The following is a 24265-nucleotide window of genomic DNA, read 5'->3' on the forward strand; positions in this document are numbered from 1 at the left end:
GCTCCCGTGCCGCGTACCGTGGACCCATGAGTGACCTGCCCTTCGGGTTCAGCCCGCAGGACCCCGACGACCGCAACCGCAAACCCGGAGACCAAGGGGAGAACCCCTTCGACTTCAACCAGCTCGGCGCGATGCTGAGCCAGCTCGGTGCGATGTTCAGCAACGCGGGCACGTCGTCCGGGCCGGTCAACTACGACCTCGCGAAGCAGATCGCGCTGCAGCAGCTCGCCGGCAAGGGCGGCACCGGGTTCCGGCCGGACCAGGACAGCGCGGTGACCGACGCCGTGCACCTGGCCGAGATGTGGCTGGACCCGGCGACGGCGCTGCCCGCCGGTGCTCGCACCGCCCAGGGCTGGAGCGCGCGCGACTGGGTGGAGCGCACGTTGCCGACGTGGCAGCGGCTGTGCGACCCGGTGGCGCAGCGCGTGTCCGGCGCCTGGGTCGACGCGATGCCCGCCGAGGCGAAGGAGGCCGCCGGGCCGCTGCTGTCGATGCTCGGGCAGATGGGCGGCATGGCGTTCGGCTCGCAGCTGGGTGGCGCGTTGGCGCAGCTCGGCGCGGAGGTGCTGACGTCGACCGACGTCGGGTTGCCGCTCGGGCCGGAAGGCACGGCCGCGTTGCTGCCGGACAACATCGAGAAGTTCACCGAGGGCCTGGAGCGGCCCGCCAGCGAGGTGCTGGTGTTCCTGTCCGCCCGTGAGGCGGCGCACCAGCGGCTGTTCAGCCACGTGCCGTGGCTGCGCCAGCGGCTGCTGGACACCGTGGAGGAGTTCGCCCGCGGCATCACCGTGGACACCTCGGCGCTGGAGCAGATGGCCGGCCAGATCGACCCGGCCAACCCGGCGAGCATCGAAGAGGCGATGAAGTCGGGGATGCTCGAACCCCAGACCACGCCCGAGCAGAAGGCCGCGCTGACCCGCCTGGAGACGCTGTTGGCCCTGGTCGAGGGCTGGGTGGACGTGGTGGTGAACGAGGCGGTCGGCGAGCGGCTGCCCGGTGCCGAGGCGTTGCGGGAGACGCTGCGCAGGCGGCGGGCGTCCGGCGGACCGGCGGAGCAGACGTTCGCCACGCTGGTGGGCCTGGAGCTGCGGCCGCGCCGGCACCGCTCGGCGGCGGCGCTGTGGAAGCTGCTCACCGACCAGCACGGCATCGAGCAGCGCGACAGCGTGTGGGAGCACCCCGACCTGGTGCCGACGGCCGAGGACCTGGACGACCCGATGGAGTTCGCCGAGCGGTTCGGCCAGACGCGCAAGGCGCTGGAGGACCCGATGGCCGAGCTGGAGCGCACGCTCCGAGAGAAGGACGACGACCAGGACGACAAGCCCGAGGGCGACGCCCAGTCCTGACCCGGCCGCTCCTCTACGGCGACCCGCTTCGCGAGGTCGCGCAATCCAGCGCAGTCCTCAATCCTCCTCGGTGATGCCCAGGCCCGCGGCGGCCGAGAGGCCTTCCAGGTACCCGATGGCCCGCTCGGCCTTCGGGTACCTGTGCACGAGCAGCCAGAAGTCCTTGCCGTGCCCGGGGACCTCCAGGTGCGCCAGCTCGTGGACCAGCACGTAGTCGAGCACCCACGGGGGCACGTCGCGCAGCCGTTCGCTGATGCGGATCGTGCCCTCGCTCGGCGTGCACGACGCCCACCTCGTGCGCATCGGCGGCACCCACCGCACGCTGCTCGGCTGCACGCCGTCCAGGTACTTCTCCGCCAGCTCCTCGCACCGCGCCAGCAGCGCGGCGTCGGACGTGCGCGTGGGCGAGCGCCTGCGGGTCTCGCTGCGCTGCAGGCGGCTGAGCATCTCCGCCACCCAGTGCTTCTCCTCGCTCTTGCTCATGCGAGCCGGCAGCAGGACCACGACCGTGTCCCCCTCGCGGTACGCGCTCACCATGCGACGGCGCCGGGCGCTGCGCCGCACCTCCACCTGCGGTTCGGGCATGGCGTTCACGGTAAGGCCACGGACCGACAATCCGCGGCGGCCAAGCGGCGGTGTGTGGGGCAACGGACCAGCAGGTTCCTCCGAAAGGCGGCTGGACACGCTCGACGCGGCGTGCAGCGGAGGGGCGTTCCCGGAGGTAGCGTTCAGCGCAACCCCCGAGTGTGGCGCAGATCGCTCCGCACTCTCGATGCGAGGAGGAAGCCGTGGCCGAGACCTACAACGGCTACTGCGTCAAGTGCCGTGAGAAGCGCGACTTCACGGGCGAGGTGCACGAGAGCAACAACCGCAGGATGGCCAAGGGCAAGTGCCCGGTCTGCGGAACCACGGTGACCCGGATCCTCGGCAAGGCGAAGGTCTGATCGGGGACGGGTGGCCGGGCCCTCGTGGGTGCCCGGCCGCCCGTCAAGGCCCTTCGTGGCCTCTGTGGACAACCGGCGAGCCTGTGGACAGGCATTTTGCCGTGCCGGCCACCGCGGGCAGGCTGCCGGTGTGGATCTACCCAACCGCCCCAGGGTCCTGCCCGGCCTGCCGCTGCTGCGCCGCCGGGACGACGTGGTGCAGATCGGCACGGACCCCCGGCACGCCATGCTGGTCGAGGACGTGCCCGAACCCATGGCGTCCGTCCTGCTCGGTCTCAACGGTCGGCACACCCTTTCCGACCTGCGTGAACGGCTCGCCGGTCACGGCAGGCAGGCGGCCGAGTTCGCCGGTGTCCTGCACGGGCTGGCGCAGGCCGGGCTGGTCGAGGACTCCGTTCCCGTGCCGCACCCCAGGCTCGCCGCCGAGGTGACCGGGTGGGCGCTGCGCACCCGTCGTCACGCCGCCGGGCTGCCCGCCGCCCGTGCCGCCCGGTCGGTCGTCGTGCACGGCGAGGGACGGCTCGCGGTGACCGTCGCGGCGCTCCTCGCGGCTTCCGGCGTGGCACACGTTCGGGTGGTCGCCCGGGGCCGTGTCGGGCCGGAGGACACCGGATCGGGGTACGCCGAGGAGGACGTCGGCAGGCCGCGCGCCGAGGCCGCCCAGGACGCCGTGCGGCGGGCGTGCGGGACCGTTCGGCCGGTGGGTCGGGTGGTCGACCTGGTGGTGCTGGCCGACGCCCTGGTGCCCGCGCCGGAACTGCTGCACCAGCTCGTCTCGGACGGCACGCCGCACCTGGCCGTGCGGGTCCGGGAGGGTCTCGGCGTGGTCGGGCCGCTGGTCGTGCCCGGTCGCAGTAGCTGCCTGAGGTGCGCGGACCGGCACGAGGCGGACGCGGACCCGGCGTGGCCGATGATCGCCGCGCAGCTGGTCGACCGCGTCCAGCACGCCGACCTGGCCACCGTGACGGCGACGGCCGGGGTGGCGGTCGGGCAGGCGCTGCTGGCGCTCGACCGATCGGAGCCCGCCGGGACCAGGCCGCCGACCTGGGACGCGACGCTGGAGGTGGACGCGTTCGCCGGGGTGGTCGAGCACCGGATCGCGCCGGTGCACCCGCGCTGCGAGTGCCGTTCCGCGAAGTGATCCACCCTCAGGTGGGCCTGTGTAGGTTTTGTGGCAGGGGCGTGCACCACTGCGACCACGTGAACGGGCGGGAGGAGAATCACCGGGTGAGCGAGATCCCGCGCAAGGCCGTGCAGCGCACCGCCAAGCTGGCCAGCCTCCCGCTCGGGGTGGCGGGCCGGGTGGTGGGCGGCTGGGGCAAGCGCCTGGCAGGCCGCAGTTCCGAGGAGGTCAGCGCCGAGGTGTCGGCGAAGACCGCGGAGCAGGTGTTCGCGGTGCTCGGGCAGCTCAAGGGCGGTGCCATGAAGTTCGGCCAGGCCCTGAGCGTGTTCGAGGCGGCGGTGCCGGACGAGCTGGCCGAGCCGTACCGCGAGGCGCTGACCAAGCTGCAGACGGCCGCGCCGCCGATGCCCGCGCGCACCGTGCACCGCGTGCTGGCCGAGCAGTTGGGCGCGGGGTGGGCGAAGCGGTTCACGTCGTTCGACGACTCGCCGGCCGCGTCGGCGAGCATCGGGCAGGTGCACCGGGCGGTGTGGCACGACGGCCGCGAGGTGGCGGTGAAGGTGCAGTACCCGGGCGCGGACGAGGCGTTGCAGAGCGACCTCAACACGTTGCTGCGGTTCAGCCGGGTGTTGCAGGCGGTCATGCCGGGCACCGAGGTGAAGCCGCTGTTGGAGGAGCTGCGGGACCGGTACCTGGAGGAGCTGGACTACCGGACCGAGGCGGACAACCAGCGGACGTTCGCCAAGGCGTTCGACGGGGACGACCGCGTGCTCGTGCCGCGGGTGGTGGCCAGTTCGCCGAAGGTGATGGTCACCGAGTGGACCGAGGGCACGCCGCTGTCGAAGATCATCCGTGCGGGTGAGCGCGACGAGCGTGACCTGGCCGGGCAGCTGCTGTCGGAGTTCCACTTCTCCGCGCCGAGCCGGTCGGGGCTGCTGCACGCCGACCCGCACCCCGGCAACTTCATGCTCGGCGCGGACGGCCGGTTGCGCGTGCTGGACTTCGGGGCGGTCGCCCGGCTGCCGGACGGGTTGCCCAGGACGCTGGGTTTGATGACCAGGCTGGCGCTGGACGGCCGGTCGGCGGACCTGGTGGAGCTGCTGCGGTCGGAGCGGTTCATCCGTCCCGGGACCGAGCTGCACGCGGAGGACGTGCTGAACTACCTGGCGCCGTTCGTCGAGCCGCTGCGGACCGAGACGTTCCACTTCACCCGCCGGTGGCTGCAGCGGCAGGCGGAGCGCGTCGGCGACCTCCGCAGCCCCGATTCGCAAACGGGAAGGTCCCTGAACCTGCCCCCGCAGTACCTACTTATCCACAGGGTGACGCTGGGCGCGACGGGCATCCTCTGCCAGCTGGACGCAAACGTGCAGGCCAGGGCCACCGTCGCCCGCTGGCAACCAGGCTTCGACGACTGACCTGTCCACAGATCCCCAAGTTATCCACAGATCACGAACACCCCATGGCCCCTCCCCCGGAACCCCCGGAGGATCGACCCCATGAACCAAGTGATCAAGGCATCGGACCTGAAGGCCGCCGGCGTCCCCGGCTACGTCATCGATCTCAAGTGCCGCCCGGGCGGCCCGTGGCAGCGCATCCTGCCGGGCGTGGTGCTGCTCAGCGCCACCCCACCGACCCGCACCCAGCGCCTCCATGCCGCCTTGGCCTACGCGGGCCCGAAGGCCGTGGTCACCGGCGTCGACGCCCTGCACGCCCAAGGCCTCGCCTCCCTACCACCCCCACCCCGCATACACCTGCTTCAACCAGCCACCACCCGCCGCACCTGCCCCGACCACGTGCTGCTGGAACGCACCACCCGCCCACCAAGAGTCGTGCGGGAATCCGGCCTCCCCCTGGCCGAACCAACGAGGGCCACCCTGGACGCCGCCCGCCACGAACGCGACCCACTGCGCCAACACCACCTCCTATCCACCGCCGTCCGCTCGGGCCTGTGCACCGTCGCCACCCTGACCAAAGAACTGAACGCCGGCAACAAACGAGGCACCGCCACCACCAGAGCCACCCTGCGCCTCCTCTCCACCCTCCTCCACTAACAACCCCACCCCACCTCCCCAACCCCACCCTCCAAGGCCCGCAAACTCACTCACCACAACGGACCCGCCCGGCCCCCGAAGCCCACCAACAACGTGCCCCTAGGACCGCCGCCCCCTCCAAGGCAACCAGCCAACACCCAGCCCACCCCAACGCAGCCCACCCGCCGCACACCGCTCCTTGCCTCCACCGATCCCAGTTGATCCTGAGCCCGACAGACGATGCCTGCGGAACGGGGCGCCTGCGGCGCCTCAACCAGACCAGTAATCGGAGGGCAAATGACGTTCGATATCCCGAACGTGCTCCCGCACGCAGACGTGGCACAACCACCGGTCGCCGCCGCGCTCCCGTTCCCGCACCCAAGCCAACAGCTCGGCCGGATCGGTGACAGACGATCGCGCTCGCCCACACCGGGCGCAGGTCTCGGTCACGGCTTCCGGCCCAGGTAGACGGTGTTGGCGGTCAGCAGGAAGACGTCGTCGCGCAGCCCGAGGAACGCGGGGTCCTCGGGGTCGAGCAGTTGCTTCACCGTCCGGCGGTCGGCGGGGTGGAGCACGTCACCGGCGACCTCGTCGTACCACTTCAGCTGGTCCACCGCCCAGTCGCGCACCGCCTGCTTGGGCGGCGCCGGGTGGTCGATGAGGTAGCTGAAGGCCGTCACGTCCACGAGGCCGCTGTCGGAGAGCACGAGGTTCCAGCCACCGGGCAGGCGAACCGAGCCCGCTGTGTTCTCCCGCATCCGCACGAACCACTGGGCCCGCGCAGCGGACAGCCGTTCCTGCAGGCCCGGCTCACCGATACCCAGGTCGAACGGGAGGAACTTGCCGCTCAACCCGCCCTCGGCGAGCGCCAACCACCCACCCGGCGCGACCGCCTCGATCAACCCGAGCACAGCCGCACGCTGATCAGGGAGGTGATGCACGACGTTCGACGCCCACACCATCTGCGCGGGCCCGGCGATCTCCACCGGCCGTTCGGTCGCCAAATCGGCCAGCACCGGCCGGACGCGCACGCTCGCCGTGGTCGTGTCGGTCTCGTAGGTGGCCGCCGACCGGGCCGCGGTCGTCGCAGCGTCCAACAGCTCGGGCACGGCGTCCACCAGCACAACCGTGCCACCGCCACGAGCGGAAAGTGCCTCGACCAACGCCACGCTCATCCCACCCGCACCACACCCGACGTCCAAGACGGTCGGCTTGTCGGGCAACGCGCGCACGAGTCTCCGCGCGACCACCCGCCGAGACTCGGCATCCAACTCGTCGGCCTGACGCAGGAAGTTCAGCCGGGACGACCAGTCGATCCCGTCATGAGTCCGGCCGTGGGCATGGCCATGGTTATGAGAGTGAGCTGCCACACATCAAACGGTACCCACGCCACGCCGAACCCTCCCCTCAACCCGCCGGTCACCACGCCTACCGCCAGCCAGGCACTCGGCCCTGCGCCGCCGGCGTCGGTGCATCCGAGCCCGCGCCGGAACCGGGCTGCGGACGAGGGCTGGAGCAGAGGTCGGCGGTGCGCACCCGAACCTGAACTCGAGAACGGGCCAGCGCCCCGTGTCCGGGGCCGGGTCGGGCCGGGCCAGGCCAGGCCAGGCCAGGCCGGGTCGGGCCGGTCGGGGCCGGGCAGGCGGGGGCAGGGGAGGGCGGACCGAGGCAGGGGACCAGGTGGGCCGTAGCGGACCGGGCCGGAAGCGTGCGCGAATCCAACGCCCGAGCCGGTGCCCCTGCCAGGGCGGGTCGGAGTCCGGGCATGGCAGGGCCCGCCCTGCCCCGTCGTGGGACGGAGAGGGCGGGCCGCTGTGTGCATCAGATCGCGCGGGCCTTCAAGGCAGCCCTGCGCTGGGCCCATCCGGCCAGCCGGCGCCACCTGCGGGCGACGACGAGGCGGTGGGCCAGCCGATGCTGTTGCGCGAATATCTCCGCGTCATGCATTCGGGATCTGGCGAGATTTTCTTCGAGCAGCATGGGGTTCCCCTTGGGGTTGACTTCGATGAGCATCGATTCGTCTGCGGTGGATCGGTACGTGGTCACGCGGCGGCCTCCTGGTCGTTAGCCCCCCGGACAACGGTCGCGGCGGGCGCCGCGGGAACAACAGGTGCTGCGTCCTTGCGCGGGCGCCCACGAGGACGCTTGCGCGCGATCACAGCTCCGCGCTCGAAGATCTCGCCGCCCCAGACCCCCCAGGGCTCGTGACGAGCAAGCGCACCGGCCAGGCACTCCGCGATGACGGGGCAGGTGGCGCAGAACCGCTTCGCCTCCTCCAGCTCCGCCGGCGCGTCGGCGAACCACAGGTCAGGGTTGTTGGTACGGCAAGGAAGTTCCAAGCCGGCGTCCGGCGCGGTGTCGATCAAGGAAGCGACACCCGCTCCGGCGAACTCCGGCTCGGTGGACAACGTCCCGTTTATGGGGACGGTCGCGGTCAACATCAGGTGGACTCCTGTCAAGGGTGTTGCATGGGGTTTTTGTCGTTCGAACCTAAAAACGGGTCGGAACAGCACGAAGGCCGCGGATCCGGTTACGGGTCCGCGGCCTTCGTGAGCTTGGTGGCCTGACTACAAGGTGGTCAGGTACTTCGCTCGTGCGCGGACGGCGCAACGTTCTGAGTCGGGATGACGCGCGGCGCGAAGAGCGCCGGCACCTGGATCAGCTGAACTCGCTCAGCACCCCACTTGAGGGCGTGGCGATCGCGGGCAGACTTCTCCCCCGCGACATGAGCAGCGCCTGCAGCCGAAACCACCCCGGTCAACAGGTAACCGGGCGTCTCGAAGCACATGAGAGTGTTCACGACCGGTCACCTCCTCGGGTGTCTCGACTCGACTGCTAGCTCTTGAATCCCCAGCGGGCGCTCGCGCCCGGCCTGAGCAGGTTATGACTCCGCGCCGGACGCGTGCAACAGGTTTTTCCAAATACCTGTCGATTGAGTGAAAATTCAGCGTTTGCCCTGTACAGAGCGCTAGGGCGCCACCACTCGGACGGACGAAGCCGCCCGCCGGCGGGCCGGGCAGGGCCCCAACCGGCCACCACCGCGGATCAACGCGAGACCAACGCCGCATCAACGCCCGGTCAACGCCGGGCCGTCCCCCAAGCGGGCCTGGGGCTGCATCCGGTCAGCGGAGCACCGCCCCGGCCATCAACACGGCGCCAGTCCAGCCGGCGTGAGGTCAGCGGCCCCGTACGAGGGCCAGGACGTCGTCCCCGAACCGGTCCAGCTTGGCGGCGCCGATGCCCGAGATCGACACCAGCCCGGCGACGTCCTCCGGCCGCTGCTCGGCGATCGCGACCAGCGTCGCGTCGGTGAACACGACGTAAGCGGGCACCTTCAGCTCACGCGCACGGTCCGCCCGCCACGCCCGCAGCTTGGCCAGCAGCTCCTCGTCCACGTCGGACGGGCACGAGGCGCACCGGCTCAGCTTGATCGCCCGCGCGTCCACCAGCGCCGACCCGCACACCCGGCACTGCGGCTTCGGCCGCTTCTGCAGCGGCTCCCGCTTGGCGGCCGTGCGCGACGCCGGGTGGTCGTCGGGCACCAACCCGTACAGGAACCGGCTGCGCCGCCGATAACGACGCCCGCCCGCGGCCCGCGCCAACGCCCACGACATCCACAGGTGCTCACGGGCCCGCGTCACGCCCACGTACAGCAGCCGGCGCTCTTCCTCGATCGCCGCGTCGTCACCTTCGGCGTGCTGGATCGGCAACGTGCCCTCGACCAGCCCGACCAGGAACACCGCGTCCCACTCCAGGCCTTTCGCCGCGTGCAGCGACGCCAGCGTCACGCCCTCCACAGTCGGCGGGTGCTGCGCCTCGGCCCGCAGTTCCAGCTCGCCGACGAACGTCCGCAGGTCCGCCGAGTCCACCGTCGTGACCAGTTCCTCGGCCAGCTCGACCAGCGCGAGCAGGGACTCCCACTTCTCCCGCGCCGTCCCGCCGGCGGGCGGCTCGTCGGTCAGGCCGATCCCGGCCAGCACCTCGCGCACCACCTTCGGCAGCTCGCCGGTCGGCTCGTGCGCCGCCGCCGCACGCAGCGCGACCATCGCCTGCCGCACCTCGGCCCGCTGGAAGAACCGCTCGCCACCGCGCACCTGATAAGGCACGCCGACCTCGGCCAACGCCTGCTCGAACACCTCAGACTGCGCGTTGACGCGGTAGAGGACGGCGATCTCGCTGGCCGACACGCCCTCGTCCAGCAGCGCCTTCACCCGCCGCGCGACGGCCGCCGCCTCCAGCGTCTCGTCGTCGAACTCGGTGAACGTCGGCTTCGGCCCGTCCGGCCGCTGCCCGATCAGCCGCAGCCGCGACCCGGCGGGGCGGTCACGCGCCCACTTGATCACTTCGTTGGCCAGGCCCACGACCTGCGGCGTGGACCGGTAGTCACGTTCCAGCCGCACGACGACGGCCTCGGGGAACCGGCGCGGGAAGTCCAGCAGCGGACGCGGCGAGGCTCCGGCGAACGAGTAGATGGTCTGGTTCGCGTCACCGACCACGGTCAGGTCGTCGCGCTCGCCCACCCACGCGTCGAGCACGCGCTGCTGCAACGGCGTCACGTCCTGGTACTCGTCCACCACGAAGCACCGGTACCGATCGCGGAACTCCTCGGCGACCTCGCCGTGCTCCTCCAGCGCCGCCGCGGTGTGCAGCAGGAGGTCGTCGAAGTCGAGCAGCTGCGCCTGGTTCTTCAGCTCCTCGTAGGTCCGGTAGACCTGCGCGACCTGCTCGGCGGGCGCGGGCGTGTCGCGGCTGGTGCGGCCGGCGGCGTTCGGGTAGTCGTCGGGCGCGACCAGCGACGCCTTGGCCCACTCGATCTCACCCGCGAGGTCGCGCAGCGAATCCGACTCGGTGGACAGGCCCGTCCGGTTGGCGGCCTGCGCGACCAGCCTCAGCTTGTTCCGGTCGATCAGCTGCCACTGCTCGCCGCCGACCACGCGCGGCCAGAAGTAGCGCAGTTGCCGCAGTGCGGCGGCGTGGAACGTGCGGGCCTGCGCGCCGTGCACGCCGAGCGCCCGCAACCGGGTCCGCATCTCGCCCGCGGCACGTGCGGTGAACGTGACGGCGAGGACTTGACCGGCGGACACGTGCCCGCGCTGGACCAGGTACGCGATGCGGTGCGTGATGGTGCGGGTCTTGCCGGTGCCGGCACCCGCGAGCACGCAGACCGGGCCGCGCGGGGCCTCCACGGCGGCACGCTGTTCCGGGTCCAGTCCCTCCAGCAGCCGGTCCATGCGCTGCATCCTCGCAGAGCGCAGCGAGTACTCCCGTCATGGGGCGACGCGCCACGCCGTATCCTGGCAGGTATGGCTGGTAAGCAGGACAAGGCGGCTGCCAAGGCGGCCTCCAAGGAAGCGGCGAAGGCTCGGCGCGCGGCATCGAAGGCGAAGCGCAGCCAGATCTTCGAGGCGTTCAAGATGCAGCGCCGCGAGGACAAGGCGCTCGTGCCGTTGATGCTGGCGTGCCTGCTGGGCGCGACGGCCGCGGCGTTCCTGATCGGCCTCATCTGGGACATGCAGTGGCTGCTGCTGCCCATGGGCATCGCGGTGGGCGCGCTGCTCGCGGTCATCGTGTTCGGCCGCCGGGTGCAGCGCACGGTGTACGCGAAGGCGGACGGCCAGCCGGGCGCCGCGGCGTGGGCGCTGGACAACCTGCGCGGCAAGTGGCGCGTGACGCAGGCCGTGGCGGGCACGACGAGCGGTGACATGGTGCACCGGGTGCTCGGCCGGCCGGGCGTGGTGCTGGTCGCCGAGGGTGCGCCGCACCGGGTGAAGAACCTGCTCGCGCAGGAGAAGAAGCGGGTGGCGCGGGTGATCGGCGAGACGCCGATCTACGACGTCGTCGTGGGCACCGAGGACGGTCAGGTGCCGCTGCGCAAGCTGCAGAGCCACCTGATGAAGCTGCCGCGCAACATCTCGACCGCCCAGGTCGACACGATCGACAACCGGCTGGCCGCGCTGGCCAGCCGTGGCGCGGCGCTGCCCAAGGGCCCGATGCCCCAGGGCGCCAAGATGCGCAACGTGCAGCGCGCCATGCGTCGCCGCTGACGAACGTTTCCGCAGCTCAGGCCCGTTCCGACGATCGTTCGGAGCGGGCCTGCGGCGTTCTTGGGTGCGTGGTCAGCGAGCCCGGAGGACGATGGTGCCCGCCGCCTTGTCGTGCAGGCCCCTGCCATCGGCGTCCCACACCACGGCCGGGATGATCGGGAAGATCAACGCGGTCCGCAGCACGGCCCTCGGCACGCCCACCGCCGCCGTGCCGTCCATCCGCACGACCCGCAGCCCGAACAGCGCGTGACCAGGGGTGAAGCCGAAGAAGCCGACCGCGACGACGGTGATCGCGAACCAGGCCAGCAGGCTCCAGTTCCGCGGCAGGTCGGGCATGGTGAACAGGCCCGCCACGCCGCCCGAGAGCGCGAAGTCGACCAGGATGGCGATCGCGCGGCGGCCCGTGGACGCGACCGAGCCGGGACCGGACTGGGGCAGGCCGAGGCGTTCACCCCGCCAGCGCTGCCCGGTACCGTCACCGGAGTCGGCGCCCGGCTCCAGCGCCGAGCGGGGTCCTGACAGCCACGAACCGGTCCACTTGCTCACCCCACCAGAGTAAGGCCGTGCTCAGCGGGTGAGGAGCGGCGGTCGGGTTGCCCGACCTGGGTCGCCCGTTAACACTGGCGAAACACGCGGGTGACGGCTGGGCAACACCACGGTCTTAGTTTCGCCACGATGGCAGGCCGCACCACGCAGCGGCGTACAACCACGCCCCCACCGCAGCAGAGGAGTCGACGAGGGTGTTCAAGAATCCCGACGAGGTCCTGAAGTTCATTTCCGACGAGGGCGTGAAGTTCGTCGACGTCCGCTTCAGCGACCTGCCCGGCGTGATGCAGCACTTCACGCTCCCCGCCAGCGCGTTCGACGCCGACGCCATCGCCGAGGGCCTCGCGTTCGACGGCTCGTCGGTGCGCGGCTTCCAGTCGATCCACGAGTCGGACATGCTGCTGCTGCCCGACCTGTACACCGCGCGCCTCGACCCGTTCCGGATCGAGAAGACGCTGATCGTCAACTTCTTCGTGCACGACCCGTTCACGCGTGAGGCCTACAGCCGCGACCCGCGCAACATCGCGCGCAAGGCCGAGCAGTACATCACCGAGTCGGGCATCGCGGACACCGCGTACTTCGGCGCCGAGGCGGAGTTCTACATCTTCGACTCGATCCGCTTCGACACCACCGCGAACGCGTCCTTCCACGAGATCGACTCGATCTCCGGCGCCTGGAACACCGGCCGTGAGGAAGAGGGCGGCAACCGCGGCTACAAGGTCAAGTACAAGGGCGGCTACTTCCCCGTCTCGCCGACCGACCACTACGCGGACCTGCGCGACAAGATGGTCCTGAACATGCAGGCCCAGGGCTTCTCGGTCGAGCGCGCGCACCACGAGGTGGGCACCGCCGGGCAGTCCGAGATCAACTACAAGTTCAACACGCTGCTGCACGCCGCGGACGACTTGATGCTGTTCAAGTACATCATCAAGAACACCGCCTGGCAGGCCGGCAAGTCCGTGACGTTCATGCCGAAGCCGCTGTTCGGCGACAACGGCTCGGGCATGCACACCCACCAGTCGCTGTGGAAGGACGGCCAGCCGCTGTTCCACGACGAGTCCGGTTACGCGGGCCTGTCGGACACGGCGCGCCACTACATCGGCGGCATCCTGCACCACGCGCCGTCGCTGCTGGCGTTCACCAACCCGACGGTGAACTCCTACCACCGCCTGGTGCCGGGCTACGAGGCCCCGGTGTCGCTGGTCTACTCCCAGCGCAACCGGTCGGCGTGCGTGCGCATCCCGATCACCGGCAACAACCCGAAGGCCAAGCGCATCGAGTTCCGCTGCCCCGACTCGTCGGGCAACCCGTACCTGGCGTTCTCGGCCATGGTGATGGCCGGCCTGGACGGCGTGAAGAACAAGATCGAGCCGCCGGCCCCGATCGACAAGGACCTCTACGAGCTGCCGCCCGAGGAGGCCCGCGACGTCAAGCAGGTTCCCGCGTCCCTGGACGCGGTCCTGGACAACCTCGAGGCGGACCACGAGTTCCTGCTGGAAGGCGGCGTCTTCACGCCGGACGTCATCGACACCTGGATCTCGTTCAAGCGTGAGCAGGAAATCGACCCGCTGCGCCTGCGCCCGAACCCCTATGAGTTCGCGCTGTACTACGACGTGTGATCGGCGCGGGGCTGTGAAGCCCTGAGTTGAGCCTCCACAGGCCGAGGGCCGGGTGACTGCCACAGTCACCCGGCCCTCGGCCGTTCACGGGGGTGAACGGGATCAGGTTCTCGTCAGTCGACGCACGACGGACAGGCCTTCAGGCGTGCCCGGCCAGTGTTCCGCGATCACATCGGGCTCCACGGCGCGGATCACCGAGCGCAGTACCCAGCTGGCCAGGATCGCGTCGTCCGCGTACCCCAGCACCGGGATGAAGTCCGGGACCAGGTCGAACGGTAGGGCGAGGTAGGTGAGCAGCAGCCACAGGCGCACGCGGGCGGAACGCGGCAGCCTCGGGTCGCGGGCCAGGCGGGTGACCAGGCGCAGCACGTCCGGCAGCAGGCGGACGGCTTGGGCCAGCGCCTTGCCCTTCGGCCGGACGAGGAGCAGGCCCACGAGCAGCAGCAGCCAGAGACCCAGCAGTCCCAGGGCGACACCGACGAGGACGTCCACCTACTTGGGGATCGGGATCCCGGGCACGGTGACCGCACCGCCGGTCGGCGCGAGCTGGCCGATGATCCCGGAGAACGTCAGCGAGAACGACGTGCTCCCGGCCGGCACCTTCCGGTCCAGTTCCAGGTACCCGTTGATGCTGGAGTTCTTCCCGATCGACCCGGACCACCGGCTCGTCGACAGGGACGCGCCGTAGTCGCGCTGCGCGTCGTCGACCACCGAGACGGACGCGACGGGCAGGTCCATCTTCGCCGTGCTGGCGTTTATGGCGGTGACGAACACCTTGACGCGGCCACCCAGGTTCTCGACCTTGGTGACTTCCACGGTGAGCAGGCCGCGTGCCTGCTTCCACGACCCCGTCAGAACCTTGGCGTCGACGCCGGGCGCGGCTTCTTCCTCGGTCTCGGGAGAAGGGGACGACGGCGCCGTGCCCACCGCGCCGTCCAGGCCGCCGGAGGTGTCGTCCGAAGTGCTCGTCCGCGACGTGGGGGCCGTCGAGGAGGTTTCGCGCAGGTCGAAGCTCAACGCGCCGACGCCGACCGTGCCGGCGGTGACCGCCTGGATCACCCCGAGCAGCACCAGCACGCCGAGCATGACCAAGCTGATCTTCAGAGCCGCGCTGCTCTTCTTGCGGTGGGTCTCGTCGTCCATGACGTCCTTCGTCCGGGCGCACGCGTGCGAACGTGAATCTCCCCCATGAGTGTCGTTAGTCTCGACATAAGGAACACCAATAGTCAATGCACAGCGGCCCTAGATCGACGGTACGTAGCTCCCTGGGAACACGCCGCGACAGCAGGGCTGCCCGTTCCCCGATCGGGGTGGGCGGTTAGGGTCGCGCCCGTGTCTGATGACGTCGCAACCCCCGCCCAGGTGCTGTCCACCAACATCTTCGACTCCGCCGCCGAGGCGATCGAGGCGATCGGCGCCGCCGACGTGCTCGGTCTCGGTGTCCGGGTGTCGAACCGCCTCGTCCAGGACGAGGAGTCCGACGACACGCTCGTCGAGGAGTGGATCGTCGAACTGCTCACCTCGGTCCCGACCGTCGACGAGGAGTGAGGCAGCCGAAGGGCCCTCGCGCTCGTCGAGGGCCCTTCACCGCTCGTCACACCGTCAGCACGATCTTGCCCCGCACGTGCTTGCCTTCCAGCAGCCGGTGCGCCTCGGCGGCCTGCGCCAGCGGGAACGTCTGCTGCACGGTCACCTTCAACTCCCCCGAGCCCGCCTGCCCGGCCAGCCAGTCCAGGTCTTCCCGCACCGGCTTGGCGTACGCGTAGCGGCCACCCAGCTCCAGCACGTTGGTGTCCACGATGGACACGATCCGGGCCGGGTCGCGCACCAGCGCGGGCGAGTCGTTGAGCGCCGCGCCGCCCACGCAGTCGAACGCCACGTCGACCAGCCCGTCACCGCCGACGAGCTCGGCCACGTTGTCCACCAGCGCGTCGCCGTAGGCCACCGGCTCGACGCCGAGCGACCGCAGGAACCCGTGGTTGCGCGGCGACGCCGTGCCGATCACCCGTGACGCGCCGAGGATCCGCGCCACCTGCACGGCCAGGTGCCCGACACCGCCGGCCGCGGCGTGCACGAGCACCGTGTCGCCGGACGACACCCCGACCTTGCGCAACGCCTGCAACGCGGTCAGCCCGGTCAGCGCGAGCCCGCCGGCCTCCTCGAACGACAACGACGCCGGCTTGTGCGCCAACCCGCGCTCGGTGGCCGCGACCAGCTCCGCGTACGTCCCGTGCTGCACGTGGTCCTTGCGCTGGTAGCCGAACACCTCGTCGCCAACGGCGAACCCGTCCACCGCGGGCCCCACGGCACGCACCACCCCGGCCACGTCCCAGCCGGGGACCAGCGGGAAGTGGCACGGCATCGAACTCGCCACGTACCCCATGCGCACCAGCCGGTCGACCGGGTTCACCCCGGCGGCACGCACCTCGACCAGCACCTGGTCCAGCGCGATCGGCGGGTCGGGCAGCTCCCGCACGACAAGGACTTCTGCGTCTCCGAATTCGGTCTGCGCGATCGCTTTCACGAACTCCAGTGTTCAGGACCCGTAGAAGATGCGCTCGATCACGGCCCGCGCCCGCCTCGCCGTACGCCGGTAGGAGTCCACGAACCCGCCCGGGTCACCCTCGTGCCCCATCGCCGACGCCACCGCGGCCAGGTCGCGCCCGGCCGTGGGCAGCTGGTCGCCGGCCTTGCCCCGGACCAGCACGACGGCGTTGCGCGCCTTGGTCGCCATCACCCACGCGTCGGTCAACGCCGTCGCGTCGTCCTCCGACACCAACCCGGCCTCGGTGGCGGCACGCAGTCCGCGCACGGTCGACGGCGTGCGCAGCCCCGGCACCTCGAACGCGTGCTGCAACTGCAGCAGCTGCACGGTCCACTCGACGTCCGCCAGCCCGCCGCGCCCCAGCTTGGTGTGGGTGGACGGGTCGGCGCCGCGCGGCAGCCGTTCGGCCTCGACGCGTGCCTTGATGCGCCGGATCTCCCGCACGGCACCCGCGTCCAGGCCCTCCGCCGGGTAGCGCACCGGGTCGACCATCTCGATGAACCGCGCGCCGAGGTCCGCGTCACCGCCGATGAACCGGGCCCTCAGCAGCGCCTGCGACTCCCACAGCTCGGCCCACTGCGCGTAGTAGGCCCGGTAGGAGTCAAGCGTGCGCACCAGGGGCCCCTGCCTGCCCTCCGGCCGCAGGTCGGTGTCCACCTGCAGCGGCGGGTCCTGGCTGGGCGCGCTGAGCAGCCGCCGCACCTGCTCCACCACAGAGGACGCGTACCGGGCGGCGTCGGAGTCGGTCACGCCCGCCGCGGGCTCGCACACGAACATCACGTCGGCGTCCGACCCGTACCCCAGCTCGCGCCCGCCGAGCCGGCCCATGCCGATGACCGCGATCGACGCCAGCCGCTCACCGGCGGACCGCACCACCGCGTCCAGCGCCGCCTGCAACACCGCCACCCACACCTCGGACAGCGACACGCACACCGTCCGCAGCGGCACCAGCCCGAGCAGGTCCGCCGACGCCACCCGCAGCAGCTCCTGGCGGCGCAGGGAGCGGGCGGCGGTGACCGCGCGGTCCAGGTCGCTGTACCGGGACACGGCGCTGCGCAGCGGGTTGCCGATGGTCATCGGGTCGCGGCCGACCAGCGCGTCGGTGTCGGCCAGCAGCGGCAGCACCTCCGGCGCGCGCACCAGCAGGTCGGGCACGAACTTCGAGGTGCCCAGCAGCGACGCCAGCCGGTCGACCACCGTGCCCTCGTCGCGCAGCAGCCGCAGGTACCAGGGCGTCTCGGCCAGCGCCTCGGACACCTTCCGGTACGCCAACAGCCCGCGGTCCGGGTCGGGCGTGGTGGCGAACAGGTCGAGCAGCACCGGCAGCAACGCCGTCTGTATCCGTGCCCGCCGGGAAACGCCCCTGGTCAGGGCCTCGATGTGCTTCAACGCGCCGTCCGGCGCCGCATAACCCAGCGCGGACAGTCGGGCCGCGGCCTGCGATGTGGTCAACCGCAGCCCTTCCGTCGGCACCTTCGCGACGGCTTCCAGCAGCGGCCGGTAGAACAGCTTCTCGTGCAGCCTGCGCACCTGGTTGGCGCGCTTGCGGAACTCGGCGAGCAGCACCTGGCTCTCCGACAGACCGCCCTCGGCCTGCAACCCGGCCGCCCGCGCCAGCCACCGCAGCGCCGCCACGTCGTCGTCCGCCGGGAACAGGTGCGTGCGCAGCAGCCGCTGCAACTGCAACCGGTGCTCCAACGTGCGCAGGAACCGGTAGGCGCGGCCGAAGTCGGCGGCGTCCGCCCGACCGATGTACCCGCCGCGACCCAACGCCGCCAACGCTTGGGTGGTGGTGGTGATGCGCAGTTCCTCGTCACCACGACCGTGCACGAGTTGCAGCAGCTGCACGGCGAACTCGACGTCCCTCAGCCCGCCGCGGCCCAGCTTCAGCTCGCGGTCGGTCAGCCCCGCGGGCACGTGGTCCTCGACGCGGCGGCGCATGGCCTGCACGTCGGCCACGAAGTTCTCCCGTTCGGCGGCCGTCCACACCAGGGGCCGCACCACGTCCATGTACCGCTGCCCCAGCTCGTCGTCACCGGCCACCGGCCGGGCCTTGAGCAGCGCCTGGAACTCCCACGTCCGCGCCCACCGCTGGTAGTAGGTGGCGTGGCCGTCCAGCGTGCGCACCAACGCGCCCGCCTTGCCCTCCGGCCGCAGCGCCGCGTCCACCTCGAAGCACGCCTGGCCCGCGACCTGCATCACCGCGCCCGCCAGCCGGGTCGCCACCCCCAGGTCACCCTCGCCGACGAACACCACGTCCACGTCGCTGACGTAGTTGAGCTCCCGCGCGCCGCACTTGCCCATGGCGATCACCGCGAGCCGGCACTCGTCCGACCGCGGCACCTGCCGTGCGGCGACGTCCAGCGCGGCCCGCAGCGCGGCCACGGCCAGGTCCGACAGCAGGCTCGCCACGTCGTCGTAGTTCACGTACCGCTGCTCGGGCTCCACCACGTGCGCCAGGTCGTCGGCGGCGATCCGGCACAGCAGCGCCCGGTACTCGACCCGCAACGCGCGCACCGCGTCCGTACCGGTCAGCCCTTCGACCGCGGCGACCAACGTCGGTGCGAACGACTCCGCCAACGTGGGCGCGAACGACTCCGCGTCCACCGGCTCGGCGTCGGCCAGCCCGCGCCAGCGGTCGGGGTTGGCGACCAGGAAGTCCGACAGCGCGGTGGACGACCCCAGCACCGCCAGCAGCCGACCGCGCAACGCCTCGTCGTCCCGCAACGCCTGGTCCAGCTCGGCCCACCGCGCACCGAGCGCCACCCGCAACCGGTCGACGCCGCGCAGCGCCAGGTCCGGGTCGGGGCTGCGGGACAACGCCACCAGGATCGGCTCGTTGCCCTCGCTCGGCCGCCGCCCCTCCCACCACCCGGCCGCGCGCAGGTGCTCACCGCTGCGCGACTCGGTCAGGCCGAACCGCGCGGGGGACGTGGGGAGGCGAGCTGGATCGGTCATCGACGAACACGGTAGTCGGCCGCGACGCCCCCCGACGCGTTCAGCCGGCCACGATCAAGTAGATACCGAACAACACGACGATCACGCACGCCAGCAGGCACGCCGCGGCGGCGACCGTGGGCAGCGCCGTGGACGCCTGCCGCTCCTGCGCCGCCTCCCGCGCCGAGAGGGCCTTCAGCCCGCCCGAGAACAGCAGGACCAGGCCCAGCACCACCGCCAGGCTCACCCCGAACACGGCGCCCAACGCCGCCCAGTCGATCTTCACACCGCCACCTTGTGGGTCTCGGCCTGCGCCGCGATCTCGTCCACCACGTGCTCTGGCCGCACCGGCTCACGGCGCGACAGCAGCCAGATCACCAGCGACACGACCACACCGACCACCGCCACGGCGATCACGCCGACCGTGCCCAGCGACGCGATCTTGCCCGCGAGCGCGCCGACCAGGCCCGCCGCCGGCAGCGTCAGCCCCCACGCCGCGGCCATCCGGCCCGCCACGCCCCACCGCACGCCGTCACGCTGCCGACCCAGGCCGGAGCCCATGATGCCGCCGGACGCGACGTGCGTGGTGGACAGCGCGAACCCCAGGTGCGAGGACGCCATGATCACGGTCGCCGCACTGGTCTGCGCGGCGAAGCCCTGCGGTGCCTCGATCGTGGTCAGGCCCGAACCCAAGGTCTTCGTGATGCGCCACCCGCCCAGGTAGGTCCCCAGCGCGATGGCGATCGCGGCGCTCAGGATCACCCAGAGAGGTGGTTCCGAGCCTGGCGCGAGCGTCCCGGCGGTGATCAGCGTGAGCGTGATGATGCCCATCGTCTTCTGGGCGTCGTTCGTGCCGTGCGCCAGCGACATGAGCGCGGCGGACGCGATCTGGCCCGCCTTGAAACCCTTGTCCGTCACGGACTTCCGCGCCCGCTTGGTCAACCGGTAGGTCAGGTACGTGGCCAGCAGCGCCACGATGCCCGCGACGAGCGGCGCGGCGATCGCGGGCGCCACGACCTTGTCCACGACCTTCGCGAAGTGCACCGCGTCCGCGCCCGCCGCGATCCAGGTCGCCCCGATCAGGCCGCCGAACAGGGCGTGCGACGAGCTGGACGGCAGCCCGACGTACCAGGTGACGAGGTTCCACATGATCGCGCCGATCAGCCCGCCGAACACGATCGCGGGCGTGATTCTCGCGTCGTCGACGATCCCGCCGGAGATGGTCTTGGCCACCTCGACCGACAGCAACGCTCCCACCAGGTTCAACACCGCGGAGAACGCGACGGCCGTGCGTGGCCGCAGCGCGCCGGTGGCGATGGAGGTCGCCATCGAGTTCGCCGTGTCGTGGAAACCGTTGGTGAAGTCGAAGACCAGGGCCGTGACGACCACGATGATCACGAGGAGCGAGGCATCCACGCTGATTCCTCCAACTGAATCGACACAGTCGGAGGTAAACGCTACCCGTCTGGCCGATGAACACTCACTACGACGAGGTGAACGCTACCTGTCCGAGCGACGAACGCTCACCTCGCCGGAGGTTCATCACACCAACGGCAAGCTCCGGTGGATCGTCAGCTCACCGGCGGCCAGGCGCACGAATCGTTCGGCGAACGGCTGCCACACCTCCCGGATGTCCTCGTGGCCCGCGGTGAGCCGGTCCGGGTCGAGCACCCCCGGACGCACCCCTCCCACCACCTCGGGGTACCCCGCCGCCCAGCCCAGGACCACGTCCGGCGTCGTCTCGATGTGGAACTGCACGCCGTAGGCGCGGTCACCCACCCGGAACGCCTGGTTCGCGCACTTCGGCGAGGACGCCAGCAGCAGCGCCGTCGGCGGCAGCAGGCCGACCTCGTCCTCGTGGAACTGCAGCACGTCCGGCGTCCACGGCAGGTCGGCGAACAACGGGTCACCGCTCGCCGCGTCCCGCTTGGCCACCAGCTGCACGCCCACCTCGGGCCCCGCCGGACTGCGTCGCACCTGCCCGCCGGTCGCCGCGGCGAGCAGCTGCGCGCCCAGGCAGATCGCGAGCAGCGGCACGCGCTTGGACACCGCGTGGGACAGCAGCTTGCGCACGTCGGCGAGCCACGGGTGCACGGCGTCGTCCAGCGCGCCCATCGCGCCACCGAGGCAGACCACGCCCTGGTAGCCGTCGAGCGTGGCCGGCACCGGCTCTTCGTAGGGTTTCACCACGTCCAGCACCGCCCCGGCGGCGGTCAACCACTCGCCGAGGCGGGCGGGCGGGTCATCGGCATCGGGTTGCAGCACGAGCAGGCGCGTCACTCGTCCGAGGGTAGTCAGCAGTCGCAGGACACCCCGTGCAGGCTCACGTGTTCGACGGCGCCCGACACGGCGTCACCCTCCACCGGGTAGCCCGACGCGTGCCACGTGGTGATGCCACCGGCCAACCTCTTCACCTTGAACCCGAGCCGCGACAGCTTGAGCGCGCCCTTGGTCGCGGCGTTGCACTCGAAGCTCTCGCAGTAGCAGACGTAGACGAGGTCACGGTCCCAGCCGGCGGTGGTCGTCTCGTCGACGTCCCAGTGCGGGAGGTTGATCGCGCCGGGGATGCGGACGCGGGCGAACGCCTCGGGGCTGCGCGTCTCGACGAGCTGGAAGCCCTCGGTCGTACCTGCCTCCAAGTCGCGGACCACGTCGTCCGGGTCGGCCTCGAAGGCCAGTTCCGCGGCGAAGAAGGCGGCGGCGTCAGCGGGGTCGGCGGCGGGGAAGCGGAGCGTGTTGGTCATGGTTGAATCGTCGCTGACCAGCGTGTTCTTCCCCATGGAGAACTCCAGGCGTTGCCCGGGTTCCGCTTACGATTCCACGGTGGAACTGGACGATCTGGATTGGAAGTTGTTGGACCTGCTCCAGCGCGACGGCCGGATGACGTTCACCGAGCTGGCCAAGCGGGTCTCGCTGTCCGCGCCCGCCACGACCGAGCGCGTGCGGCGGCTGGAGCAGGCCGGGATCGTCACCGGGTACGTCGCGGTGGTCGACACGCACCGGCTCGGGCTGCCGATCGAGGCCATCGTCCGGGTGCGGGTGCGCAGCCTGGACACACCCAGGTTCCGGGAGCGCGTGGTGACGCTGGCGCAGGTGCGCGACGCGGACCACGTGACGGGGGACGACTGCTGGCTGCTGCGCGTGGTGTGCCGGTCGATGGTCGAGCTGGAGGCGTTCGTGGAGCAGGCCCAGCGGTACGGCGACACGACCACGTCCCTGGTGTTCTCCTCCCACGGCCGCAACCGGCCCGTGACGCGCGAGGTCTTCGGGGATATCGTTTCTCGATAACATCGATAAACGATATGCAGGGGGCATGTCATGTCGAGGGGGAACCCGTTAGAGCCGCTGACCGGTGTGGCGTCGGCGGTGTTGACGCTGAGCGTGATCGTGTACGGGGCGGCCACCGCGATCCGGCTGACGGTCGGCTTGTTCCAGCCGGTGTGCTTCACGGCCAAGTACTGGCCCCACGACGCCGAGGGCCGCGACCTGGCCGCCGGCGTGCGGCTGGACGACGTCGAGCGGGTCACGCTGTGCGTCGACGAGCCGGAGCCGTGGCACCACGTGCTCGGCTTCCTGTCCGAAGGCCCGGTGCCGCTCGCGCAGACCGCCGCGCTGCTGCTCCTGGTGCTGCTGCTGCGTGATGCGGCACGGCGCGGCATCTACACCACCGAGACAGCGACCACCGTGCGCCACCTCGGCCACTACCTGCTGTGGGTGCTGCCCACCGTGGCGATGGTCGAGTCCATCGCTCGGACCACGCTGGTGCACGCGGCCGTGACGTTCGACGCCGGGTTCCTGGCCTTCTTCGGCGAGTGGGAAGCGCCGTGGTGGGCGGTCATCACGGGCATCGCGCTGCTGTCCCTTGCGAAGATCATGCGCACGAGCGCGGAGATGCGCGCGGACTTGGAGGGAACCGTGTGAGCATCCAGGTGCACCTCGACCGGCTGCTGGCCGAGCGCGGGATGACCTTGACCGAGTTGGCGGACCGGGTCGGCGTGACCGTGGTCAACCTGTCGATCCTCAAGAACGGCCGGGCCAGGGCGATCAGGTTCAGCACGCTGACCGCCCTGTGCGAGGCGTTGGACTGCCAGCCGGGCGACCTGCTCAGCCACCGGCGGGGGTGAACACGAACTCCGCCGAGTCGACCACCGGCCGGAACCCGATCCGCTGGTAGATCGAGTTCGAGGTCGGGTTCGCCAGGTCGGTGTAGAGCACGACGTGCTCCGCACCGTTCTCCCGTGCCCACGACGCGCACGCCGCCGTGACGGCCGCGCCGTAGCCGTGCCTGCGGTGCTCGGGCGGCGTGTAGACCGGGCCGATGCGGGACATGCCGGACGCGGGCGTGTTCGCCGCTGCCCACGCCACCGGCGTGTCGCCGTGGTACCAGATCACGTGCCCGTGCCCGGCCGTCAGGCTGATGCGCAGCATGAGCCGGGCCCGGCCATCGCTGTTCTCGTCACGGGCCTGCTCGGTCGCCTCGACGCCGAACTCGGTGCGCCAGCGGCTGAGCAGCGGAATGTCGTCCAGGGTCGCCAGGCGTGGGGTGCCGGGAACGTCGGGGACGGCCAGGTCGCCCAGCTCGTACAGGCGCAGCGCCATGTGCTCACGGGCACCGCAGCCGGTGCGGGCGGCCCAGGCCACCACGAACGCCTCCACGGAGTCACGCGGACCGTTGACGCCGGGCAGCTCCACGTCACCGGCCAACGCGTCCGCGACGACCTCGGCCCACTCCGCCGGGACACCGCTCAACGTCAACGGCCACGGCGGCGTGCGCAGTGCCGCGGCCACCAGGACGCCGTCCTCGGAGACGCTGACCAGCAGCGGTGGTTCGTCCTCCGGGTCGGCGTGGTTGAGCCTGCGGTCGACGGCCGCGATCGGGATCGTGTGGAACACCGGGTCGGCGTTGAAGAAGTCACCGGTCAACGCCCAGAACTCCGCCAGGTCATCGTGTCTCGTCACCTCGGCCACGACCGGACCGTAACGCAAAAAGCCCTCAGGGGCACTCGAATAAACGAGTGCCCCTGAGGGTGAAGTTATGTTCGGCGGCGTCCTACTCTCCCACACCCTCACGAGTGCAGTACCATCGGCGCTGGAAGGCTTAACTACCGGGTTCGGAATGGGACCGGGTGTT

General features: G+C 71.1%; 27 protein-coding genes and 1 rRNA gene. 11 read left to right on the forward strand and 17 right to left on the reverse strand.

Features of this window, described 5'->3' with window-relative positions:
- The first annotated feature begins 26 nt into the window (after window positions 1-26).
- Window positions 27-1346, forward strand: coding sequence for a zinc-dependent metalloprotease (locus tag B0I31_RS36480; protein WP_106619934.1), 1320 nt, complete (start codon window positions 27-29; stop codon window positions 1344-1346).
- Between the two features lie 57 nt (window positions 1347-1403).
- Here B0I31_RS36480 and B0I31_RS36485 read toward each other — a convergent pair whose 3' ends face one another.
- On the reverse strand, window positions 1404-1931 hold the full coding sequence (locus tag B0I31_RS36485) for a M48 metallopeptidase family protein (protein WP_106619971.1): 528 nt from the start codon (window positions 1929-1931) through the stop codon (window positions 1404-1406).
- Window positions 1932-2134: 203 nt separating this feature from the next.
- Between B0I31_RS36485 and B0I31_RS41025 the strand changes: the two genes are divergently transcribed.
- From B0I31_RS41025 to B0I31_RS36500, 4 genes are all read left to right on the forward strand, one after another.
- Window positions 2135-2290 (forward strand): DUF5679 domain-containing protein, encoded by a 156-nt coding sequence (locus tag B0I31_RS41025; protein ID WP_015098458.1) that lies wholly within the window; start codon window positions 2135-2137, stop codon window positions 2288-2290.
- A 130-nt stretch (window positions 2291-2420) separates the two neighbouring features.
- Window positions 2421-3431: a ThiF family adenylyltransferase gene (locus tag B0I31_RS36490; protein ID WP_245950703.1), complete on the forward strand. Its 1011-nt coding sequence runs from the start codon at window positions 2421-2423 to the stop codon at window positions 3429-3431.
- An 86-nt stretch (window positions 3432-3517) separates the two neighbouring features.
- Entirely contained in the window at window positions 3518-4828 is a 1311-nt protein-coding gene (locus B0I31_RS36495) for an ABC1 kinase family protein (RefSeq protein ID WP_106619973.1), read from the forward strand.
- 81 nt (window positions 4829-4909) lie between these two features.
- Complete coding sequence (locus B0I31_RS36500; RefSeq protein ID WP_106619935.1) at window positions 4910-5464, forward strand: hypothetical protein; 555 nt, start codon at window positions 4910-4912, stop codon at window positions 5462-5464.
- 425 nt (window positions 5465-5889) lie between these two features.
- Here the strand turns inward: B0I31_RS36500 and B0I31_RS36510 are convergent, their stop codons facing one another.
- From B0I31_RS36510 to B0I31_RS36530, 5 genes are all read right to left on the reverse strand, one after another.
- Window positions 5890-6813 (reverse strand): class I SAM-dependent methyltransferase, encoded by a 924-nt coding sequence (locus B0I31_RS36510; protein ID WP_106619937.1) that lies wholly within the window; start codon window positions 6811-6813, stop codon window positions 5890-5892.
- A 451-nt stretch (window positions 6814-7264) separates the two neighbouring features.
- Window positions 7265-7489 (reverse strand): hypothetical protein, encoded by a 225-nt coding sequence (locus B0I31_RS36515; protein ID WP_106619938.1) that lies wholly within the window; start codon window positions 7487-7489, stop codon window positions 7265-7267.
- Complete coding sequence (locus B0I31_RS36520; RefSeq protein ID WP_106619939.1) at window positions 7486-7884, reverse strand: WhiB family transcriptional regulator; 399 nt, start codon at window positions 7882-7884, stop codon at window positions 7486-7488. The genes B0I31_RS36515 and B0I31_RS36520 overlap by 4 nt, the downstream gene beginning before the upstream one ends.
- A gap of 137 nt (window positions 7885-8021) precedes the next feature.
- Window positions 8022-8243 carry a hypothetical protein gene (locus tag B0I31_RS36525; RefSeq protein WP_106619940.1) on the reverse strand — a complete coding sequence of 74 codons (222 nt, stop codon included), beginning with the start codon at window positions 8241-8243 and terminating at the stop codon, window positions 8022-8024.
- A 376-nt stretch (window positions 8244-8619) separates the two neighbouring features.
- Window positions 8620-10683 (reverse strand): ATP-dependent DNA helicase UvrD2, encoded by a 2064-nt coding sequence (locus B0I31_RS36530; protein ID WP_425444469.1) that lies wholly within the window; start codon window positions 10681-10683, stop codon window positions 8620-8622.
- Between the two features lie 63 nt (window positions 10684-10746).
- Between B0I31_RS36530 and B0I31_RS36535 the strand changes: the two genes are divergently transcribed.
- Entirely contained in the window at window positions 10747-11487 is a 741-nt protein-coding gene (locus B0I31_RS36535) for a DUF4191 domain-containing protein (protein ID WP_106619942.1), read from the forward strand.
- 72 nt (window positions 11488-11559) lie between these two features.
- Here B0I31_RS36535 and B0I31_RS36540 read toward each other — a convergent pair whose 3' ends face one another.
- A complete protein-coding gene (locus tag B0I31_RS36540) occupies window positions 11560-12033 on the reverse strand; it encodes an RDD family protein (RefSeq protein ID WP_106619943.1) in 474 nt (157 codons plus the stop codon).
- Window positions 12034-12227: 194 nt separating this feature from the next.
- On the opposite strand from B0I31_RS36540, the gene glnA reads away from it, so the two are divergent.
- On the forward strand, window positions 12228-13652 hold the full coding sequence (gene glnA / locus B0I31_RS36545; protein ID WP_106619944.1) for a type I glutamate--ammonia ligase: 1425 nt from the start codon (window positions 12228-12230) through the stop codon (window positions 13650-13652).
- Between the two features lie 102 nt (window positions 13653-13754).
- On the opposite strand, the gene B0I31_RS36550 is transcribed toward glnA, so the two are convergent.
- A complete protein-coding gene (locus B0I31_RS36550; protein WP_106619945.1) occupies window positions 13755-14144 on the reverse strand; it encodes a YkvA family protein in 390 nt (129 codons plus the stop codon).
- Window positions 14145-14795 carry a hypothetical protein gene (locus tag B0I31_RS36555; RefSeq protein ID WP_106619946.1) on the reverse strand — a complete coding sequence of 217 codons (651 nt, stop codon included), beginning with the start codon at window positions 14793-14795 and terminating at the stop codon, window positions 14145-14147.
- A 189-nt stretch (window positions 14796-14984) separates the two neighbouring features.
- On the opposite strand from B0I31_RS36555, the gene B0I31_RS36560 reads away from it, so the two are divergent.
- A complete protein-coding gene (locus B0I31_RS36560) occupies window positions 14985-15200 on the forward strand; it encodes a hypothetical protein (protein ID WP_106619947.1) in 216 nt (71 codons plus the stop codon).
- A gap of 46 nt (window positions 15201-15246) precedes the next feature.
- Here the strand turns inward: B0I31_RS36560 and B0I31_RS36565 are convergent, their stop codons facing one another.
- The 6 genes from B0I31_RS36565 to B0I31_RS36590 form a co-directional block, all read right to left on the reverse strand.
- A complete protein-coding gene (locus B0I31_RS36565; protein ID WP_106619948.1) occupies window positions 15247-16176 on the reverse strand; it encodes an NADP-dependent oxidoreductase in 930 nt (309 codons plus the stop codon).
- 12 nt (window positions 16177-16188) lie between these two features.
- Window positions 16189-19155 carry a bifunctional [glutamine synthetase] adenylyltransferase/[glutamine synthetase]-adenylyl-L-tyrosine phosphorylase gene (locus B0I31_RS36570; protein ID WP_106619949.1) on the reverse strand — a complete coding sequence of 989 codons (2967 nt, stop codon included), beginning with the start codon at window positions 19153-19155 and terminating at the stop codon, window positions 16189-16191.
- 40 nt (window positions 19156-19195) lie between these two features.
- Entirely contained in the window at window positions 19196-19420 is a 225-nt protein-coding gene (locus B0I31_RS36575; RefSeq protein WP_073898002.1) for a hypothetical protein, read from the reverse strand.
- A complete protein-coding gene (locus tag B0I31_RS36580; RefSeq protein WP_106619951.1) occupies window positions 19417-20550 on the reverse strand; it encodes an inorganic phosphate transporter in 1134 nt (377 codons plus the stop codon). The genes B0I31_RS36575 and B0I31_RS36580 overlap by 4 nt, the downstream gene beginning before the upstream one ends.
- Before the next feature lie 126 nt (window positions 20551-20676).
- Window positions 20677-21414, reverse strand: coding sequence for a type 1 glutamine amidotransferase (locus B0I31_RS36585; protein WP_181320732.1), 738 nt, complete (start codon window positions 21412-21414; stop codon window positions 20677-20679).
- A 14-nt stretch (window positions 21415-21428) separates the two neighbouring features.
- Window positions 21429-21878, reverse strand: a complete 450-nt coding sequence (locus B0I31_RS36590) for a rhodanese-like domain-containing protein (RefSeq protein ID WP_106619975.1) — start codon at window positions 21876-21878, stop codon at window positions 21429-21431.
- A gap of 79 nt (window positions 21879-21957) precedes the next feature.
- Between B0I31_RS36590 and B0I31_RS36595 the strand changes: the two genes are divergently transcribed.
- The 3 genes from B0I31_RS36595 to B0I31_RS36605 are packed head-to-tail and all read left to right on the forward strand — an operon-like array spanning window position 21958 to window position 23258.
- Complete coding sequence (locus B0I31_RS36595; RefSeq protein ID WP_106619952.1) at window positions 21958-22422, forward strand: Lrp/AsnC family transcriptional regulator; 465 nt, start codon at window positions 21958-21960, stop codon at window positions 22420-22422.
- A gap of 30 nt (window positions 22423-22452) precedes the next feature.
- Window positions 22453-23055 carry a hypothetical protein gene (locus B0I31_RS36600; protein WP_146174096.1) on the forward strand — a complete coding sequence of 201 codons (603 nt, stop codon included), beginning with the start codon at window positions 22453-22455 and terminating at the stop codon, window positions 23053-23055.
- Window positions 23052-23258, forward strand: a complete 207-nt coding sequence (locus tag B0I31_RS36605) for a helix-turn-helix domain-containing protein (RefSeq protein WP_106619954.1) — start codon at window positions 23052-23054, stop codon at window positions 23256-23258. The genes B0I31_RS36600 and B0I31_RS36605 overlap by 4 nt, the downstream gene beginning before the upstream one ends.
- Here B0I31_RS36605 and B0I31_RS36610 read toward each other — a convergent pair.
- Both B0I31_RS36610 and rrf read right to left on the reverse strand, forming a co-directional pair.
- Window positions 23239-24093, reverse strand: a complete 855-nt coding sequence (locus B0I31_RS36610) for a GNAT family N-acetyltransferase (protein WP_146174097.1) — start codon at window positions 24091-24093, stop codon at window positions 23239-23241. The genes B0I31_RS36605 and B0I31_RS36610 overlap by 20 nt on opposite strands.
- A gap of 78 nt (window positions 24094-24171) precedes the next feature.
- Window positions 24172-24265 (reverse strand): 5S ribosomal RNA (gene rrf, locus B0I31_RS36615); the annotation flags it as partial.

The organism is Saccharothrix carnea (assembly GCF_003014735.1).
Taxonomy (GTDB): Bacteria; Actinomycetota; Actinomycetes; order Mycobacteriales; family Pseudonocardiaceae; genus Actinosynnema; species Actinosynnema carneum.